Here is a 17,008-nt window from a genome sequence, read left to right as displayed (position 1 = left end):
CTTTTTTTCGCCGCGATCATGGGTCCCTTGTTTGGCCTCGATCGGCGAGGATCGGCCCCGGAATCCCCATTGCGCCCTCCGTCCGGTGACCGCTCCGTCCACCGCCCATTCACCGCCCATTCACCGCCACGTGACCTCGCCGTGACCGCTTCCGCCAACGACAGCCACCTGCTCCCGCACCTGATCTGGCACAGCGCCGAGCGCGATCCGGCGGCGCCGGCGCTGCGCGACGGCGGCCGCGCGCTGAACTACGGCGAGCTCGCGGCGCAGGTCCGGGCGCTGGCCAGCGGCCTGCTGTCGCTGGGCCTGGAACGGGCCGAGCGCGTCGGCATCTACCTGGACAAGCGGCTGGAGACCGTGGTCGCCAGCTTCGCGGCGCCGGCGGCCGGCGGCGTGTTCGTCCCGGTCAATCCCATCCTCAAGCCCGAGCAGGTCGGCTTCATCGTGCGCGACTGCGAGGTCCGCGTGCTGATCACTTCGCGCGACCGTTACGCGGCGCTGCAGCCAGTGCTGGCGCAATGCCCCTCGGTGCGCCATGTCGTGCTGGTCGACCCGGCGCCCGGCACCGAGCCGCAGGGCTGGGTCCGCTACAGCGAGCTGCTGGACGCCCCGGCCCGCGCCGCACACCGCGTCATCGACACCGACATGGTGGCCATCCTCTACACCTCCGGCTCCACCGGCCGGCCCAAGGGCGTGGTGCTGTCGCATCGCAACATGGTCGCCGGCGCGAAGAGCGTCGCCAGCTACCTGGAGAACCGCCCGTCGGACCGCCTGCTGGCCGCGCTGCCGCTGTCCTTCGACGCCGGCTTCAGCCAGCTGACGACGGCCTTCCACGCCGGCGCGTCGGTGTCGCTGCTGAACTACCTGATGCCGCGCGACGTGCTCAAGGCGCTCGAACGCGACCGGATCACCGGTCTGACGGCCGTGCCGCCGCTGTACATCCAGCTGGCGCAGCTCGAATGGCCGGCGGCGATCGACCAGCAGCTGCGCTACTTCGCCAACACCGGCGGCCGCATGCCGCGCGAGACGCTGGGCCTGCTGCGCCAGCGGGTGCCGTCGGCGCGCCCCTTCCTGATGTACGGCCTGACCGAGGCCTTCCGCTCGACCTACCTGCCGCCGGAGGAGGTGGACCGCCGGCCCGATTCGATCGGCAAGGCCATCCCCAATGCCGAGATCCTGGTGCTGCGCGAGGACGGCACGCCCTGCGCGCCCGATGAGCCCGGCGAGCTGGTGCATCGCGGCGCGCTGGTCGGCCTGGGCTACTGGAACGATGCCGAGAAGACGGCCGAGCGCTACAAGCTGCTGCCGCCGGGCGTCGGCGGCCGCGAGTCCGGCCTGCAGCTGCCCGAGTTCGCGGTCTTCTCCGGCGACAACGTGCGCCAGGACGCCGAGGGTTTCCTGTACTTCATCGGCCGGCGCGACGAGATGATCAAGACCTCCGGCTACCGGGTCAGCCCGACCGAGGTCGAGGAGATCCTGTACGCGACCCAGCTGGTGGGGGAGTGCGTCGCCTTCGGCGTCGACCATCCGACGCTGGGGCAGGCGATCCAGGTGATCGCGACGCCGCCGGCCGGCGGCGAGGCGCTCGACGCGGCCGCGCTGCTGGCGGCCTGCAAGGCGCGCATGCCGGCCTACATGATCCCGTCCGGCATCGAGTCGCAGGCCGGGCCGCTGCCCCGCAACCCGAACGGGAAGATCGACCGCAAGCTGCTGAGCACCGACTGGGTGGCCCGGCAGGAAGCCCAATGACAGCGCCGAGCGACCCGCGCCGGCCCCCCGCACCGTGAGCATCGACGACCAGCCCCAATCCCTCGCCCCCGCGGCGTCCGCCAAGGCCGCGCCGCGGCACGCGGCTATGGACCAGTTCGAGTCCCGCGACGGCGTGCTGCTGGTCGGCGGCCAGCCGCTGACGCGGCTCGCGGACCGCATCGGCCGCACGCCGTTCTATGCCTATGACCGCGCGTTGCTGACGCGCCGGGTCGAGACTCTGCGCGCCGCGATGCCGCCGAAGCTGGAGCTGCACTTCGCGATGAAGGCCAACCCGATGCCGGCGCTGGTGGCGCATCTGGCGGGCCTGGTCGACGGCATCGACGTCGCCTCCGCCGGCGAGCTGCAGGTCGCGCTGGACGCCGGCGCCGATCCGCGCGAGATCAGCTTCGCCGGCCCCGGCAAGAGCGCGCTGGAGCTGCGCCAGGCACTGGCCGCCGGCATCCTGATCAACCTCGAATCCTTCCGCGAGGTCGAGCTGCTGCGCGCGCTCTGCGCCGAGACCGGCTACGCCGCGCGGGTGGCGGTGCGCGTCAATCCGGACTTCGAGCTCAAGTCTTCCGGCATGAAGATGGGCGGCGGCCCCAAGCAGTTCGGCGTCGACGCCGAGCAGGTGCCGGAGCTGCTGGCCCGCATCGGCGAGGCGGGCCTGGGCTTCGAGGGCTTCCACCTGTTCGCCGGCTCCCAGAACCTGAAGCCCGAGGCCATCGTCGAGGCCCAGCTCAAGAGCTTCGAGCTCGCGCTGCGACTGGCGCGGCATGCGCCCGCGCCGGTGAAGGTGCTGAACCTGGGCGGCGGCTTCGGCATCCCCTACTTCCCCGGCGAGCAGCGGCTGGACCTGGGCCCGATCGCCGCCAACCTCGCGGCCCTGATCGAGCGCGCCGCCGTCGAGCTGCCGCAGGCGAAGCTGGTGGTCGAACTCGGCCGCTACCTGGTCGGCGAGGCCGGCGTCTATGTGTGCCGCGTCGTGGACCGCAAGGTGTCGCGCGGCCAGGTCTTCCTGGTCACCGACGGCGGCCTGCACCACCACCTGGCGGCCTCGGGCAACTTCGGCCAGGTCATCCGCAAGAACTATCCGGTGGCGATCGGCAACCGGATCGGCGCCGAGCCCGAGGCCGGCGTGTCCGTGGTCGGCCCGCTGTGCACGCCGCTGGACCTGCTGGGCGAGCGCATGAGCCTGGCGCGGGCGGAGCCCGGCGACCTGGTGGTCGTGTTCCAGTCCGGCGCCTACGGCATCACCGCCAGCCCGCAAGGCTTCTTGAGCCACCCGGGCGCGGCGGAGGTCCTGGTGTGAACACCGCGCCCCGCCTGGCGCAAGTCGACGCCCTGCGCGGCATCGCGGCGCTGGCGGTGGTGCTGTTCCACTACACGACCCGCTACGAGCAGCTCTTCGGCCACACGCAGCCGCTGCGGGTGGCCGTCCCCTTCGGGCACCTGGGCGTGAACCTGTTCTTCATGATCAGCGGCTTCGTCATCTTCATGACGCTGGAGCGCACCGCGCGGCCGATGGACTTCGTCGTGTCGCGCTTCAGCCGGCTCTATCCCGCCTACTGGGGCGCGCTGCTGCTGAGCTTCGCGCTGACGCACCTGCTGGGCCTGCCCGGCATGACCGTGGGCTGGGAGGTGCTGCTGGCCAACCTGACGATGGTGCAGGGCTTCTTCGGCGTCCCGCACGTGGACAACGTGTACTGGACGCTGGAGGTGGAGCTGCTCTTCTACTGTTGGGCGCTGGCCAGCTTCCGGCTTGGCGGCGGCGTCGGGCTGCGGAACTTCCTCTTCGCCTGCCTGGCCCTGCGGCTGGTCTACGCCGTGGCGCTGCTCGCGTGGGGCGTGGACCTGCCGTGGATCGGGCAGCGCTGGCTGCTGCTGCCCTACATCGCCTGGTTCGCGCTGGGCGTGGCGGTCTACCGGCTGAGCCGCACCGGCGGGTCCGCCGATCGCGCGCTCGTGGCGGCGGCGCTGCTGGCGATCGGCCTGGCCGACGGCTGGGCGCTGGCGGCGCTGGCCGCGGTGTTCCTGGTCGTGCTGCAGGGCGCCGCGCGCGGGCGCTGGACCTGGCTGGAGCATCCGCTGCTGCTGTGGCTGGGGACGATCTCCTACACGCTCTACCTGCTGCACGAGAACATCGGCTGGGCGCTGCTGCACCGGCTGGAGGGCTGGGGCGTACCGACGCCCCTGGCCATCGCGCTGGCGATGGCGGTCTCGGCCGGCCTGGCGCATGGCTTGACGCGGCTGGTCGAGCTGCCCGCGATGCGCTGGATCCGCGACCGCTACCGCGCCCGCTCGCCACGGCCGGGCGCGGCCCCCGCCCAGGGCTGAGCGGCGCGCGTGCCGGGTCCGCGCCGGTACGAAGACAATGCGCGCTCGCCGGCGCGTGGGCGCGCCGATGTTTCCTCACGACTCGAAGCGCGGCGCGCGCCGGATCCCCGATGACCGAAGAACGGAAGAACTCCCTGATCCCGCTGGCGATCGGCGCGGTGGCGCTGCTGTCCTGCGCCGGCATGATCGCCGCGGGGGTGGCGATGCTGCGACAGTCCAAGGGCGCGACGCCCGCCGACGACCTGGCGCGGCGGCTGGCCGCGATCCACGACATGCCGGTGACGGCGCCCGACTGCGGCGCGGTGTTCAAGGGCGAGCAGCCGGTGGTGATCGTGGTGATGGGCCAGTCGAACGCGGCCAACCACGCCGACCCGATCCCGCCCGCGGCCGCCCCGGTGCCGCCGATGCCGGTGCTGCACCTGGGCGGCTGTGGCATGTCCACCGCGCCGGTTCCCGGCGGCACCGGCACCGGCGGCAGCCTTTGGCCGGCGGTGCACCAGGCGCTGGGCGGGCGCTGGCAGGGTCGGCCCATCGTGTGGGCGGTGGTGGCGGTGGAGGGCAGCTCGATCGCCGAGTGGACCGCCCCGGACAGCGCGCTGCGCGCCTACTGGCAGACGCAGATGGACCGGATCAAGGGCACGCGCTGGCCGGTGGCGGCGGTGCTGTGGCAGCAGGGCGAGGCTGACGTGCGCGCGCGCACGGCGATGGCCGACTACCGCGACGCGCTCGCGGCGCTGCGCGCCGGCGTGGCCGCGCGCGGCGTGGACGCGCCGTGGTGGATCGCGCGCTCGACCTACTGCCCGCCGCAGGACGGCGGCCAGGTGCGCGAGGCGGTGCGGGAACTGCTCGCGATCCCCGGCAGCGGTTTCCGCGCAGGCCCGGACACCGACACGCTGGGCCCGTCGCTGCGCAACGGCTGTCACTTCACGACCGACGGCGCGGCGCGCGCGGCGGCGATGTGGGCCGAGGTGCTGGCGCCGGCCGCCCGGGCCGCGCCTTGACGGGTCGATGACGGCGGCCTGAAGCCCGCTTCACGACGGCGGTTCTCCTCGACGACGATCCCCCCTCGGAGGGGCGTGGCGGTGCCCGGATTGCGCGTATCGTCGCGCCTTCGACGGGCGGCCGACCGCCCGCGGGAACTTCCCTGGGGAGGAACGATTGAACGCTCGTCATGTCGCGCCGCTGCTGGCGCCGTTGCTGGCGCTGGTCCTGGGCACCGCCGCCGCCGCGCCGGAAAAATGCCAGATCGAGATGATGACCATCCCGGTGCGGCTGGTTGAATCGCGACCGGTGGCCACGGTCAAGCTCAATGGGGTGCCGGTGCCGTTGCTGGTGGACAGCGGCGCGTTCTTCAGTTTCCTCAGCGAAGCCAGCGCCCGGCAGCTCAACCTGAGGCTGAAGCCGGCGCCCGACGGCCTGCGCGTCTACGGCATCACCGGCGCGGTGCAGGCGCTGAAGATCACGACGGTCCAGAGCGTCGTGCTGGAGCAGGCGGAGCTCAAGGGCGTGGAGTTCCTGGTCGGCGGCAACGAGATCAACGCCGGGATCATGGGCGTGCTGGGCCGCAACTTCCTGTCGGTGGCGGACACCGAGTACGACCTGGCCCATGGCGTGGTGCGGCTGGTGTTCCCCAAGGGCGACTGCGAGAAGACCTCGCTGGCCTACTGGGCCGGCGACGCGCCGGTGATCGAGGCGCCCTTGATCTCGTATGCGCGCAACGACCGCGCGGTGCGCGTGCCGGTGCTGATCAACGGCGAGAAGGTGCGGGCGGTGATGGACACCGGCGCGCCGACGACCACGCTGATGATCGGCGCGGCGCGCAAGGCCGGCATCGCCGAGGCCGACTTGAAACCTGCGGGACGCACCGGCGGCGCGGGCGCCGAGTTCGCGCGCGAATGGACGGCGCGCGTCGACCGCTTCGAGCTCGGCGGCGAGAAGGTGAGCAACAACCTGATGCGGGTGACCGACGTCAGCGACAACGAGTACGGCATGCTGCTCGGACTCGACTATTTCCTGTCCCACCGCGTCTACGTGTCGCGGCTGCAGGGCAAGGTCTACGCGACCTGGAACGGCGGGCCGGTCTTCGCCAAGGACGCGGCGAAGGCCGGCGACTACGACCAGCGCTACGCCGCCAAGGCGGAGGCGATCGCGGCGGACGATGCGGACGGCTTCGCGCGCCGCGGCAACGCCGCGCTGGTGGCCGGCGATCCCGCGCGGGCGCTGGAGGACCTGGACCGCGCGATCGCCCTGGCGCCGACGGTGGCCCTGCATCACGAGTCGCGCTCGCGGGTGAGACAGGCGCTCCGGCAGCCCAAGGAGGCGCTGGCCGACCTGGACGAGGCGCTGCGGCTGGACCCGGCGATGACGGAGGCGCGACTGCACCGCGCCCAGTTGCGCGCGGCCGCTGGCGACCGCGCTGGCGCCGCCGAGGACCTGGCGACGCTGGACGCGGCGCTGCCGCCGGGCGCGAACCTGCGGGCGGCGATGGCGCAGATGCATGCCCGGCGCGACGAGGCGCCGCAGGCGCTCAAGCAGTTCGATCTGTGGATCCGGACCCACCCGCGCGACCTGCAGCTGGCCTCGATGCATGGCGAGCGCTGCTGGATGCGCACGCGGATGAACCTGGAGATCGAGCAGGCGGTCGACGACTGCAAGGAGGCGGTGGACCTGGATGACCAGGAGGCGACCTATCACTCCTTCCTCGGCTGGGCGCGGCTGCGCCAGGGCGAGGCCGCGGCCGCGCGCAAGGCCTTCGATCGTGCGATCGCGCTCAAGCCGCTGGCCTGGGCGCACTACGGGCGCGGCGTGGCGCTGACCCGGCTCAACGAGCCGGACAAAGCCCGCCAGGACTTCGAGGCCGCGCGCCGGATCGCGCCGGCGATCGACGAGCGCGTGCGCAAGGCTGGATTCGAGGCGCTGGTCGTCGCGCTCAAGCGCCCGGAGTGACGCGCCGGCTCAGGACCTCGTCGTCGACGACCCGGCGGCGCGCTCCACGCGCGCCGCATAGCAGCCGCGCCTGGCGAAGTGCACCTGCAGGTAGGTCACCGACGGAGGCGCGAAGAGCCGTTCGATGAGCGCCTCGATCTGGTCGCCCTCGACGAGGTCGGCGTCGACCATCATCCCGGCGGCGTCGAAGGCGCGGACCGAGAGCATGCGGCCGCGCAAGGCGCTCGGCACCTCGTTGACGCGGTCGAAGCGCTCGCCGCCGTTCTCGCGCACGTAGATCGCATGCGTGCCGCGGTACGGCGAGTCGACCTCCAGGTAGACGTGGTTGAGCAGCAGCACCGTCTCGCCCGGTGCGGCGTCGTCGAGCGTGATGCGGTCCGGCGCGGAGCGCGGGCTGTCGATGCGCACGCGCAGCGCGCCGAGCTCACGCAGGTGCTCGTCGGTCATCGTGAACATCGGGCGGAATGGGGCAGGGTCGAGACCCAGGATGCGGAAGTCCATGTGAGCGCGGCGCGTAGGCCGTCGGAGTGGTTGAGGCGCCCACGATAGGCACGGGCGCCCCGGCGGTCGCGCCGTTTCCGGACATGGAATTGCCGCCGATGCCAGCCGGCATCGACTGCGGCCGAGTGCTCATCGAGCGCTTATCGAGCGCTTATCGGGCGCTCATCGAGCCCTCATGGCGCCCACATCGCGCCCACATCGCGCCCTCATCGCGCGGTCGCATCCTGCCCGGCCGACTCGGGCAGCGGGACCGTCTCCGGCACGCTGACCACCACCAGCGCCTGCTCCGGCGACAGGGTCGCCAGGTCGATCGACTCGCCCGCGTGTTCCCGGCGCGCGCCGGCCTCGCGGGTGAGCGCGGCGCGGCAGGCGGTCTCGTTGGCGCAGACGATCACCCGCAGCCAGCGGTCCTGGTGACGGATGCGCACCTCGACCTGGTCCCAGTGCACCGGCAGGCAGGCTCGCACCCGCAGTCGGCCCTGCTCGATGACGACGCCGCAGATCGACTCCAGCGAGGCCCGCAGCAGCCAGCCCGCCGAGCCGCTGTACCAGCTCCACCCGCCGCGCCCGACCCAGGGCGGCTGCGAGTAGATGTCGCCGGCCATCACGTAGGGCTCGATCGCGTAGATCGGTCCCAGCCGCGGATCGGCCCAGCGGTGCGCGGGGCTCAGCCCGGTGTAGACCTGCCACATCGTGTCGCGCTGTCCCAGCCGCGCCAGCGCCATCAGCGCCCAGACCGCCGCGTGGTTGTACTGGCCGCCGTTCTCGCGCACGCCCGGCGCGTAGGACTGGATGTAGCCGGCGCTCGGCTGCGCCCGCGCCAGCGGCGGGTGCAGCAGCCGCGCCAGCTTCGCCACCGGGTCGAGCAGCTGCGCGCAGGCGCTGGCCATCGCCTGCCGTGCATGCGCCGGATCGGCCGCCGCGGTCAGCACCGCCCAGCTCTGCGCGATCAGGTCGATCCTGCACTCGGCGTTCTCGGCCGAGCCCAGCGGCGAGCCATCGTCGAAGAAGCCGCGCCGGTACCAGCGGCCGTCCCAACCGGGCCCGTCGAGCGCCGCCACCCAGCCGTCGCGCGCCGCCTTCCAGCGCGCGGCGCGCTCCTGCTCGCCGCGCGCGGTCGCGATCGGTGCGAAGTCCTCGATCACCTGCGCCAGGAACCAGGCCATCCAGACCGATTCGCCGCGGCCCTCATGGCCGACGCGGTTCATCCCGTCGTTCCAGTCGCCGGTGCCGAACAGCGGCAGCCCGTGCGGCCCGCTGTCCAGGCTGCGGTCGATCGCACGCGCCGCATGCTCATAGACCGAGGCCATCGGCCCGTCGGTGCGTGGGCTCTCGTAGATGTCCTCGGCGCCCTCGGGCACCGGCTGGCCGACGAGGAAGGGCACCGTGTCGTCGAGCAGCGTCAGGTCGCCGGTGCGCGCCAGGTAATGCGCCAGCGCATAGGGCAGCCAGAGCCGGTCGTCGGAGAAATGCGTGCGCACGCCGGCGCCGCCGGGCTCATGCCACCAGTGCTGCACGTCGCCCTCCGGGAACTGTCGCGCGGCGCTGCGCCGGATCTGGTCGGCCAGCAGCTGCGGCGCGACGTCGGTCAGCGCCATCGCGTCCTGCAGCTGGTCGCGGTAACCGAAGGCGCCACCGGCCTGGTAGAAGCCGGCGCGGGCCCACATCCGGCACACCAGCGTCTGGTACGGGAGCCAGTGGTTCGTCAGCGCGTCGAAGCGCGGGTCCGGCGTCGATACCTGCAGGCCGCCCAGCAGCGCCGGCCACTGCCGCCGCTGCCGCGCCAGCCGCTCCGCCGGATCGAGCGCCCACGCGGCCGCCATCAGCGCCTGCGTCGCCTCGGGGGAGGGGCCGTGGCCCAGCAGCACGGTGAGCTCGGCCGGCTGCGAGGCCTCGAGCTCGATCCGCGCCGCCAATGCCGCGCAGGCGTCGAGCCCGCCGCCGCAGCGCCGGGACAGCGCCTTGGGCAGGACCATGCGGCCCGCGCTGTCGAAGAACTCGCGTCGGTCGCAGGTCCAGTCCTGCGCGTCCAGACGCGCGCGCGCCGGTCCGGCGGAGGCGCCGGTCCTGCGCGCCGCGTCGAGCTCGTCGCCACGTGGATCCTCACCTCGTCCGTCGCCCCGCTGGCGGGGCCGGATGCACAGCGCGGCCGTCGCGTCGCCGAAGCCGCCCAGGTGGTCCAGCTGCGTCGCCTGCAGCGTCAACGCGCGCTCGGGTTGCGGCAGCCCGGCGCCGAGCTCGCCCACGGTCAGCCAGTCGCTGCGCGTCGCCACGGACAGGCGTTCGCCGCGCGCGCTGCCCAGTTGCCATTCGGCCAGGGCCACCAGCCGCAGTCGCCGCGGTCCGCCCCCGCTGCGCCCCACGACACCCAGGCGCACCTGCACCTGCTTCACCGCCGCCTCGGGATCGACGCACCAGCACAGCTCGACGCTCAGGTCGCCCAACTGCTGGCGGCTGCGTGAATAGCCGATGCCATGCTCGATCGCCAGCGGCGCGTCGTGGCGCAGCTGGCGGCCCAGCGGCCAGACGCGGTCGTTGTCCAGGTCGTGCAGCAGCAGCCACTCGCCGGGCGGATCCAGCAGCGGGTCGTTGGACCAGGGCGTGACCTGGTGCATGCGGCTGTTGCCGGCCCAGGTGTAGCCGGCGCCCAGTTCGGTGACTTGGCAGCCGAAGTCGCGGTTCGCCAGCACATTGACCCAGGGTCGCGACGGATGCCGGTCCGGCGAGACCTCGAAGGCGAAGCCGCCATGGTCCGGATCGAAGCGGCCTTCGGGTGGCCGCGGCACGGCTTCCGGCAGCGGGCGCTCGACCAGCGCATGGGCCACCGGCAGCCGCGCGGCCTCGTTGCTGGGCGCGGTGTCCTCGATCCAGCGCTCGACCTGCTGCGCCAGGCCGCGGCCGTCGGCCTGCAGCCGGATGCGGGTCAGCGTCTGCAGCGTGAAGCGCTCGTCGGGTTGCAGGTCGCTGTCGCGCAGCACATGCAGCGCCGAGCACAGGTGCGCCGGCCGTCCCTGCGCCTGGCCCTGCAGCCGCGATTGCAGCGCCTGCAGCGCCTGCTGCACCGGGGCGAGGTAGGACGGCGGCTCCTCGTTGAGCACCACCAGGTCCACGCCGATCGCGTGGGTGGTCCACATCCGCAGCGCCTTCTTCAGCGCGCGGATCAGGTCGATGCCTTCCTCGCCGCTGACCGTCACCATCAGGATGGGCCGGTCGCCCGAGATGCCGAAGCGCCACAGCGCGCGGCGGTCGCAGCGGCCGCGCGGCTCGCGGACATGGGCGGGCTCGCGCACCGCCTGGCCGGTGACCAGCGTGTTGAGCTGCAGCAGGGCGCCCCAGGTGGTGGTGTCGAACTGGAGTTCGCGCAGGCGGATGCCGCCCATCGTGTGCGACATCGACGCGGAGCGCTCGACGTGCGCCGGCTGCCGGTACTTGTCGACCAGCGCCGCCAGCAGGTCGGCGTCGCGCGCGGCCGCGGTGCAGAAGGTCAGCCGCACCGTCGCGCCGGGGGCCAGGTCCAGGCCGACCCGCAGCCCGGCGACCGGATCCAGGCCGGTGTCCAGCAGCCGCCCGGGCTCGCCGTCGGCGCTCATGTCGGCGCTCATGTCGGCCTCGTCGTCGACGAAGCGCGGGCGCGCGTCGCCGACCGGCCGCGTCGAACTGCCGTAGCGGCCCAGCCAGCGCGCGCGATCGGCGATGGGCAGGACCTCGCGGACCACGTGGCCTTCTGGCCGGCACTCCTCGCTGCGCGCGTCCCCGCCGGCGGCGCGGTTGGGCTTGGCGCAGCCGGCGCCGGCATCCACGCCGGCCAGGAAGAAGACCGCGCGCATTGCGGCCTCGTCGAAGAGCCGCGGACGCCGCCGCAAATGCAGCGCATGCTGCGCCTCGTCCCAGCGGGCCTGGATGAAGAGGTTGGAGAAGGCCGGGTGCGCCTCGTCGCCGCGCTGCGGCGCCAGCGTGGCCTCGAAGCAGGACACCAGGTCCAGCGCCAGCGGCTGATCGCCGCGGTTGGTCAGCTCGACCTGACGCAATTCGCAATCGTCCTCCGGGCTGACCCACACCGTGGTGCAGCTGTGCAGGTCCGGCCAGGTCGCCTCGAACAGCGCACGCTCGGCCTGCATGCGCGCCGCGTAGCGCGCGCGGGGATCGGGCGCGGGGCGGGCGGTGTTGCTGAACCAGTCGGCCTCGCCGGCGCGGCGCAGCATGGTGAAGCTGCCGTGCTGGTCGCGCAGCAGGTCGTCGCGCCAGCGCGTGATCGCCACGCCGTCCCAGTTGCTGTAGCCGCCGCCGTGGCTGCGCAGCACCACCGAGTAGCGGCCGTTGGTCAGCATGTGGGTCAGCGGCAGGGTCTCGGCCAGCGGCTCGCTCTCGCGCACCATGCGCGCCTTGCGGACCGCGCGCTTGCGCGGCAGCAGGTCGGCCGGCGGCGCCTGCAGCGGCGCGACCTCGCGCGGCGCGCGCTCATGCAGCAGCGTCGCCACCGCCTTGACGTGCGGGTCGCTCATCAGCCAGCGCCGCGGCGCGTCGTCGGCCAGCAGGGCGGTCAGCGCGACGAAGCCCATCGCCTGGTGATGCGCCATGTAGGTCCGCACCAGCGTGAAGCCGGCACCGGCGGTCTGGCGCTGCGGTGTGTAGTCCACCGCCTCGATGAAGCCGAAGGCGCCGCGCGCGCCCAGGCGCTCGAAGGCCTGCAGGTTGGACACCACGCGCACCGGCGCCACCACCGCCGCCATCACCGCCGCATAGGGCGCGAGCACCCGTTCGTCGACGGCCAGCCGCGCCAGCGCCAGGGTCTGCACGCCCTGCGGGCCGTACTGGTAGGCCAGCGTGTGGTCCTGGCCGGCGATCGCCGATTCCGAGATGCCCCACGGCGTGCCCTTGCCGCGGGCCTCCAGGCGCTGCTCCTTCACCGCCGTGCGCACGGCCCGGCCCAGCGCGCTGGCCGCGGGCTCGCGCAGCACCAGCGACGGCATCAGGTACTCGAACATCGAGCCCGACCACGACTTCAGCCCGAGCGAGTCGCCGGCGCCATCGCGCGCGAAGAAGGGCCGCCCGAGCGCCTGCCAGTGTTCCGGCGGCAGGTCGCCCTTGGCGATCGCGACCAGACTGGTGAGGCGGGCCTCGCTGGCGAGCAGGTCGTAATGGTTGTCGTCGAGCTGCTGCGCGTCGCCGCGCCAGCCGATGCGCAGCAGGCGACGCTCGGGATCGAAGAGCGGGCGGTAGTCCGCTTCCAGCCCGAGGCGGCGCGCCCGGCCCGCGAGCGCGCGCAGCGCCAGGCGGGCTTCGGCCAGCGGCGCGCCCTGGTCCTGCCACCAGGACCTCAACTGGGCGATCAGGTCGCGCAGCAGCTGCTGGGCCGGCGGCGTGTCGTCGACGGACGCGTCGGCCGGGGCCAGGGCGGCCAGGGCCTCGAGCTCCGCCTGCGCCGCGGCCACCTGGCCCTGCAGCACGGCTTGCTGCTCCTCGGCCGAGGCGGCGAGGTTCTCCGCCGCCAGCAGCGCCGCGACCAGCGCGGCGCCGGCCGGCAGCGCCGGGTCGCTGGCCAGCGGCGGCTGCAGGACCCGCAGGCGATGCAGCGTCCGGTCCAGCGCCTGCCGCGGTGCGGCGGCCAGTTGGTGCGGCGTCATCTCCGCGGCCAGCTCGCAGGCGCGGGCCACGGTCAGCAGGTGGGCCGAGCAGTTGCCGCTGTCCACCGCCGACACATAGCCCGGCGCCAGCACGACCAGCGATTGGGTGTCGTACCAGTTGTAGAAATGGCCCTGCCAGCGCGGCAGGCGCTCGAGCGTGTCCAGCGTCGCGGACAGGCGCTGGGTCATCGTGACCAGCCCGATGAAGCCCAGCTCGCGCGCGCAGGCCACGGCCAGCAGGTACAGGCCGATGTTGGTCGGCGAGGTGCGATGCGCCACCAGCAGGTGCGGCGTCAGCTGCACGTTGTCGGGCGGCAGGTGGTTGTCGTCGGCGCCGACATGGGTGTCGTAGAAGCGCCAGGTGTCGCGCGCCAGGCCCCAGAGGTAATCGCGCCCCTGCGGATCGAGCGCGGCCTCGCGGCGCAGCAGCGGCGCGCGCGGTGCGCTCGCCCACCAGATCCACAGCGGCGACAGCGCCCAGAGCGCCAGCAGCACGACGGCCGCCGCGCCGTTCACAGGCGCGCCGGACAAGGCCGCGACCGCCAGCAGCCCGCCCAGCACCGCCGCCGCGACCGGCACGCGCAGATGCTGCGCGACCAGCGCCGGCAGTTCCCGCCGCGCGGCGGCCTGGGCGGCGGCGGCCGTGGTCCATTCGAGCAGTCGGCGTCGCGACACCGTCTGCCGCCACAGCGCCCGCCCGATCGCGTCCAGGTAGAGCAGCGACAGGTGCAGCAGCAGCGCGACCTGCCAAGCGGCCAGGCCCAGGGCGCGCCGCAGGTCGTGGCCGGTCTCGCGGTAGAAGTGGCGGCGCGCCAGGCCGTCCCGGCTGGGCACCAGTCCGGCCAGCGCGCCCACCAGCGGCCCGATGGCGAAGGCGCCCGCCACGACGACCAGCGTCAGCCCCAGCGGCAGGACCGCGGTGCCCAGCACCAGCAGCATCAGGCCCAGCGCCATCGGCGCGACCAGCGAGCGCCGCAGGTTGTCGATCAGCTTCCAGCGGTTGATGGGCGCGATGCCGTAGCGCCGCGCCCCAGCGATGAAGGGCAGCAGCTGCCAGTCGCCGCGCGTCCAGCGATGCAGCCGGGCGTGGGCCACGTCGGCATGCATCGGCGAGTCCTCGACCAGCGTGATGTCGGACACGCCGGCGCAGCGCGCGATGCTGCCCTCCAGCAGGTCGTGGCTCAGCACCTGACCCTCGGGCAGGCGCGCGTCCAGCACCGCATGGCAGGCGCGCACGTCCAGCAGGCCCTTGCCGGTGAAGCTGCCTTCGCCGAACAGGTCCTGGAAGATCTCCGAGCTGACCGCGCTGTAGGGATCGATGCCGAACTGGCCGACGAAGAGCCGGTGATAGGGCGTGCTGGCGGCGTCGTCGGGCATGGGCGCGAGCACCCGCGGCTGGAGGATCGCGTAGCCCTCGACGACGCGGCGGGTGACCGCGTCCACCCGCGGCCGGTTCATCGGATGCGCGGCGGTGCCCACCAGCGCGCGCAGCCGGCCCGGCGGCATGTCGGTGTCGGCGTCCAGGGTGATCAGGTGGCGCACGCCGGGCGCGGGCTGCGACATCGCGCCGAAGTCGGCGAACGGCGACGCGCCCGCCGGCGCGGCCAGCAGCCGCAGCAGGCGTTCGAGCTTGCCGCGCTTGCGCTCCCAGCCGATCCAGCGGCGCTCGGTCGAGGACCATTCGCGCGCCCGGTGCAGCAGCAGGAAGCGCGGACGGCCGTCGGCCAGCGGGCCGTGGCGCTCGTTGAGGGCGGCGATGGCGTCGGCCGCGGTGACCACGATCATCGTGTCGCCGGGATGGTGTTCCTCGTAGGCATCGGCGAGGTCGCTGAGCAGCGCGAACTGCACCAGCCGTTCGGGGTTGGCCAGGTGGTGCTGCTCCAGCTGGGCGACCAGCGGGGCGACGGCCTCCTCGCGCGTCAACAGCACCGGCATGACGACCAGCGTGCGTTCGGCGTCGGGCAGACCCTGGGAGAAATCCAGGCGGGGCAAGCGCGCCGGCCGGGCCAGCTCGCTGATCCAGCGATTGGTGAGCGCGACCACGGCCTCGCCGATCGGCCCGGCGGCCAGCAGCGCGGTCAGCACCAGCAGCCAGGGCGGGGCATCGGGCCGCGCCTGGTTCATCAGCCAGGAGAGCCCCAGCAGGCCCAGCAGCGCCAGGCCGGCCAGGTAGGCCACCGCCGCCCAGCGCTGGCCCGGGGCGGTGTCGTGGGGCGGCCAGGCGTGCTCGTGCAGGCCCAGCGCCGCGAGCAGCGTCGGACGTCCGGCCCCGCGCCACCAGTAGATCGGCGCGCTGCGCCGGTCGGGGTCGCCGTCCTGCGGCGGACCGGCGTTCTGCGTCAGCGCCAGCAGCTGGCGCGCGACCTCGAGTTCCGGGCGACCGGACTTGCGGGCCAGGCGCTCGATCTCGTGCAGGGTCAGGTCCTGGGTGTCCGGCGCCTCGGCGGCGAAAACCGGCGACTCGCCCAGCGTCCGCATCACCGGGCTGACCGACTGGATCAGCTGGCGCCAGTGGGTCTGGTCGATGCGCCGCAGCGCGGTGATCGCGTTGCGGATGCTCTGCAGGTCCTTGATCGACTCGTCCTGCTGCCGCGCCAGCGCCTGCGCCGGCGCGGGCAGCCGGGTGCTCAGCCAGGCGGCCAGCTCGCCCATCAGCGGCTGGGGCAGTTCCTCCAGGCGGTGGTCGAGCTGCAGCCAGAAGGCCTCCGCAACGCCGCGCTCTGCCATGCGCGGCTCCAGGGCTGTGATCGCCTCGATGCCGGACGCCGCCGGATGGCCGTCGTACCAGTGGTGCACCACGTCGCGGGCCGCCTGCAGCGTCGCGAAGCGCTCGGCCAGCCGGCGCAGGTTCTCGACCAGCACCACCCGCAGCGTCGTCGGCAGCGCCCACAGCTCGGCGAGGGACAGCGGGCTTTCCTCCTGGTAGGCGCGCAGGTAGGCGGCCAGCAGCCCGGTGTCGAAGCCGCCGTCGGTGTGCGCGACCCAGGCCCAGGCCACGCCGTAGATGCGGGGCAGGCCGGCGAGCGGTTCGTCGCGCAGCCGCGGCAGCAGGCGGAAGAAGTTGCGCGGCAGGCCGCGGCGGACCTGGTGCGTCTGCTCGTCGATCAGCGCGGCGTTGTCCAGCAGCCACTTCCCGGCGGCGCCGAGATGGCGGAAGTCGCGATGGCGCTTCTCGAGCAGCCGCCGTGTCTGCTGCAGCATCGCGACGTTGTCGTCGAGCCGCGGAAAGAACTGCCCGGCGCCCGCGGTGCCCTGGATCGCCTGCGCCTGCGCGAGGCTGCGGCCGTGCTGCTCGAAGCGCGCCTGCCCGAACAGCACCGCCCGCACCGGGGGCTCGATGGGGCCCAGCGCCGGATTCAGCAGCGCAAGTTCTTCCGCAATTTCCGGGGGATCCGGCGTGGGATCGGGGGAGGTGCGCCGGTCGTCATCGGGGGAGGGCTCCGGCGCGGCGTCCGTCGATCGGGCGGCGGCGTCCGCGCTGCGGCCGGCGTTCATAGCCAATGGGCGAACAGACCCAGGGTGACGGCGCTCAGGGCCGCGGTGGTGGCCAAGCGGGGCAGGACCACGCCCTGGACGCGCTCGGCCAGCAGCGCCAGCCCGAACCATCGGCCGCGCGCCTTCGCGCACTGGACGAGGTGGCGCTGGAGCGCCGGGTCCTGGAGAAGCGGGGCGATCGGGCTGAGCGGGCCAGCGGGGCTGTTCATGACGGGGTCTCCCTGCAAGTAGTTGATCCGGACTGCAACCGGACGTTTCCACGCTTGGCAAGCCCCATGCCTGCGCAGGCAAGCAATGAGCAGGAAGACGCGGGCGCCTCAATGAGGCCGGCCGCGCGGCCGGCCAGGGCGGCAACA

At 73.4% G+C, this 17,008-nt stretch carries 8 protein-coding genes; 5 read left to right on the top strand and 3 right to left on the bottom strand.

Annotated elements, in window-relative coordinates:
• The first annotated feature begins 141 nt into the window (after nt 1-141).
• The 5 genes from FHT37_RS09905 (at nt 142) to FHT37_RS09885 (ending at nt 7,032) form a co-directional block, all read left to right on the top strand.
• On the top strand, nt 142-1,749 hold the full coding sequence (locus FHT37_RS09905; protein ID WP_310739733.1) for an acyl-CoA ligase (AMP-forming), exosortase A system-associated: 1,608 nt from the start codon (nt 142-144) through the stop codon (nt 1,747-1,749).
• A 106-nt stretch (nt 1,750-1,855) separates the two neighbouring features.
• Complete coding sequence (locus FHT37_RS09900; protein WP_183481478.1) at nt 1,856-3,061, top strand: pyridoxal-dependent decarboxylase, exosortase A system-associated; 1,206 nt, start codon at nt 1,856-1,858, stop codon at nt 3,059-3,061.
• Nucleotides 3,058-4,086, top strand: coding sequence for an acyltransferase (locus FHT37_RS09895; RefSeq protein ID WP_183480524.1), 1,029 nt, complete (start codon nt 3,058-3,060; stop codon nt 4,084-4,086). The genes FHT37_RS09900 and FHT37_RS09895 overlap by 4 nt, the downstream gene beginning before the upstream one ends.
• Nucleotides 4,087-4,196: 110 nt before the next feature.
• Nucleotides 4,197-5,087 (top strand): sialate O-acetylesterase, encoded by an 891-nt coding sequence (locus FHT37_RS09890; protein WP_183480522.1) that lies wholly within the window; start codon nt 4,197-4,199, stop codon nt 5,085-5,087.
• Between the two features lie 157 nt (nt 5,088-5,244).
• Complete coding sequence (locus FHT37_RS09885) at nt 5,245-7,032, top strand: retroviral-like aspartic protease family protein (RefSeq protein ID WP_183480521.1); 1,788 nt, start codon at nt 5,245-5,247, stop codon at nt 7,030-7,032.
• Nucleotides 7,033-7,041: 9 nt separating this feature from the next.
• On the opposite strand, the gene FHT37_RS09880 is transcribed toward FHT37_RS09885, so the two are convergent.
• The 3 genes from FHT37_RS09880 to FHT37_RS09870 all read right to left on the bottom strand — a co-directional run bounded on the left by FHT37_RS09880 (nt 7,042) and on the right by FHT37_RS09870 (nt 16,861).
• A complete protein-coding gene (locus FHT37_RS09880) occupies nt 7,042-7,488 on the bottom strand; it encodes a DUF1203 domain-containing protein (RefSeq protein ID WP_221210989.1) in 447 nt (148 codons plus the stop codon).
• A gap of 251 nt (nt 7,489-7,739) precedes the next feature.
• Nucleotides 7,740-16,652, bottom strand: coding sequence for a GH36-type glycosyl hydrolase domain-containing protein (locus FHT37_RS09875; protein ID WP_255489608.1), 8,913 nt, complete (start codon nt 16,650-16,652; stop codon nt 7,740-7,742).
• Complete coding sequence (locus tag FHT37_RS09870) at nt 16,649-16,861, bottom strand: hypothetical protein (protein WP_141225435.1); 213 nt, start codon at nt 16,859-16,861, stop codon at nt 16,649-16,651. Before FHT37_RS09870 ends, FHT37_RS09875 begins: the two co-directional genes overlap by 4 nt.
• Between the last annotated feature and the right edge of the window lie 147 nt (nt 16,862-17,008).

It is taken from the genome of Mitsuaria sp. BK037, from assembly GCF_014193045.1.
In the GTDB taxonomy this organism is placed as follows: Bacteria; Pseudomonadota; Gammaproteobacteria; order Burkholderiales; family Burkholderiaceae_C; genus Roseateles.
The sequence above is the reverse complement of the archived record's forward strand: the minus strand, read 5'-3'. Positions and strand labels throughout refer to the sequence as shown.

What these genes read in the sequence shown, in the direction of transcription:
- FHT37_RS09875 (WP_255489608.1), bottom strand. Translation starts at nt 16,652, where the DNA reads ATGAACGCCGGCCGCAGCGCGGACGCCGCCGCCCGATCGACGGACGCC.
- FHT37_RS09900 (WP_183481478.1), top strand. Translation starts at nt 1,856, where the DNA reads ATGGACCAGTTCGAGTCCCGCGACGGCGTGCTGCTGGTCGGCGGCCAG.
- FHT37_RS09870 (WP_141225435.1), bottom strand. Translation starts at nt 16,861, where the DNA reads ATGAACAGCCCCGCTGGCCCGCTCAGCCCGATCGCCCCGCTTCTCCAG.
- FHT37_RS09880 (WP_221210989.1), bottom strand. Translation starts at nt 7,488, where the DNA reads ATGTTCACGATGACCGACGAGCACCTGCGTGAGCTCGGCGCGCTGCGC.
- FHT37_RS09890 (WP_183480522.1), top strand. Translation starts at nt 4,197, where the DNA reads ATGACCGAAGAACGGAAGAACTCCCTGATCCCGCTGGCGATCGGCGCG.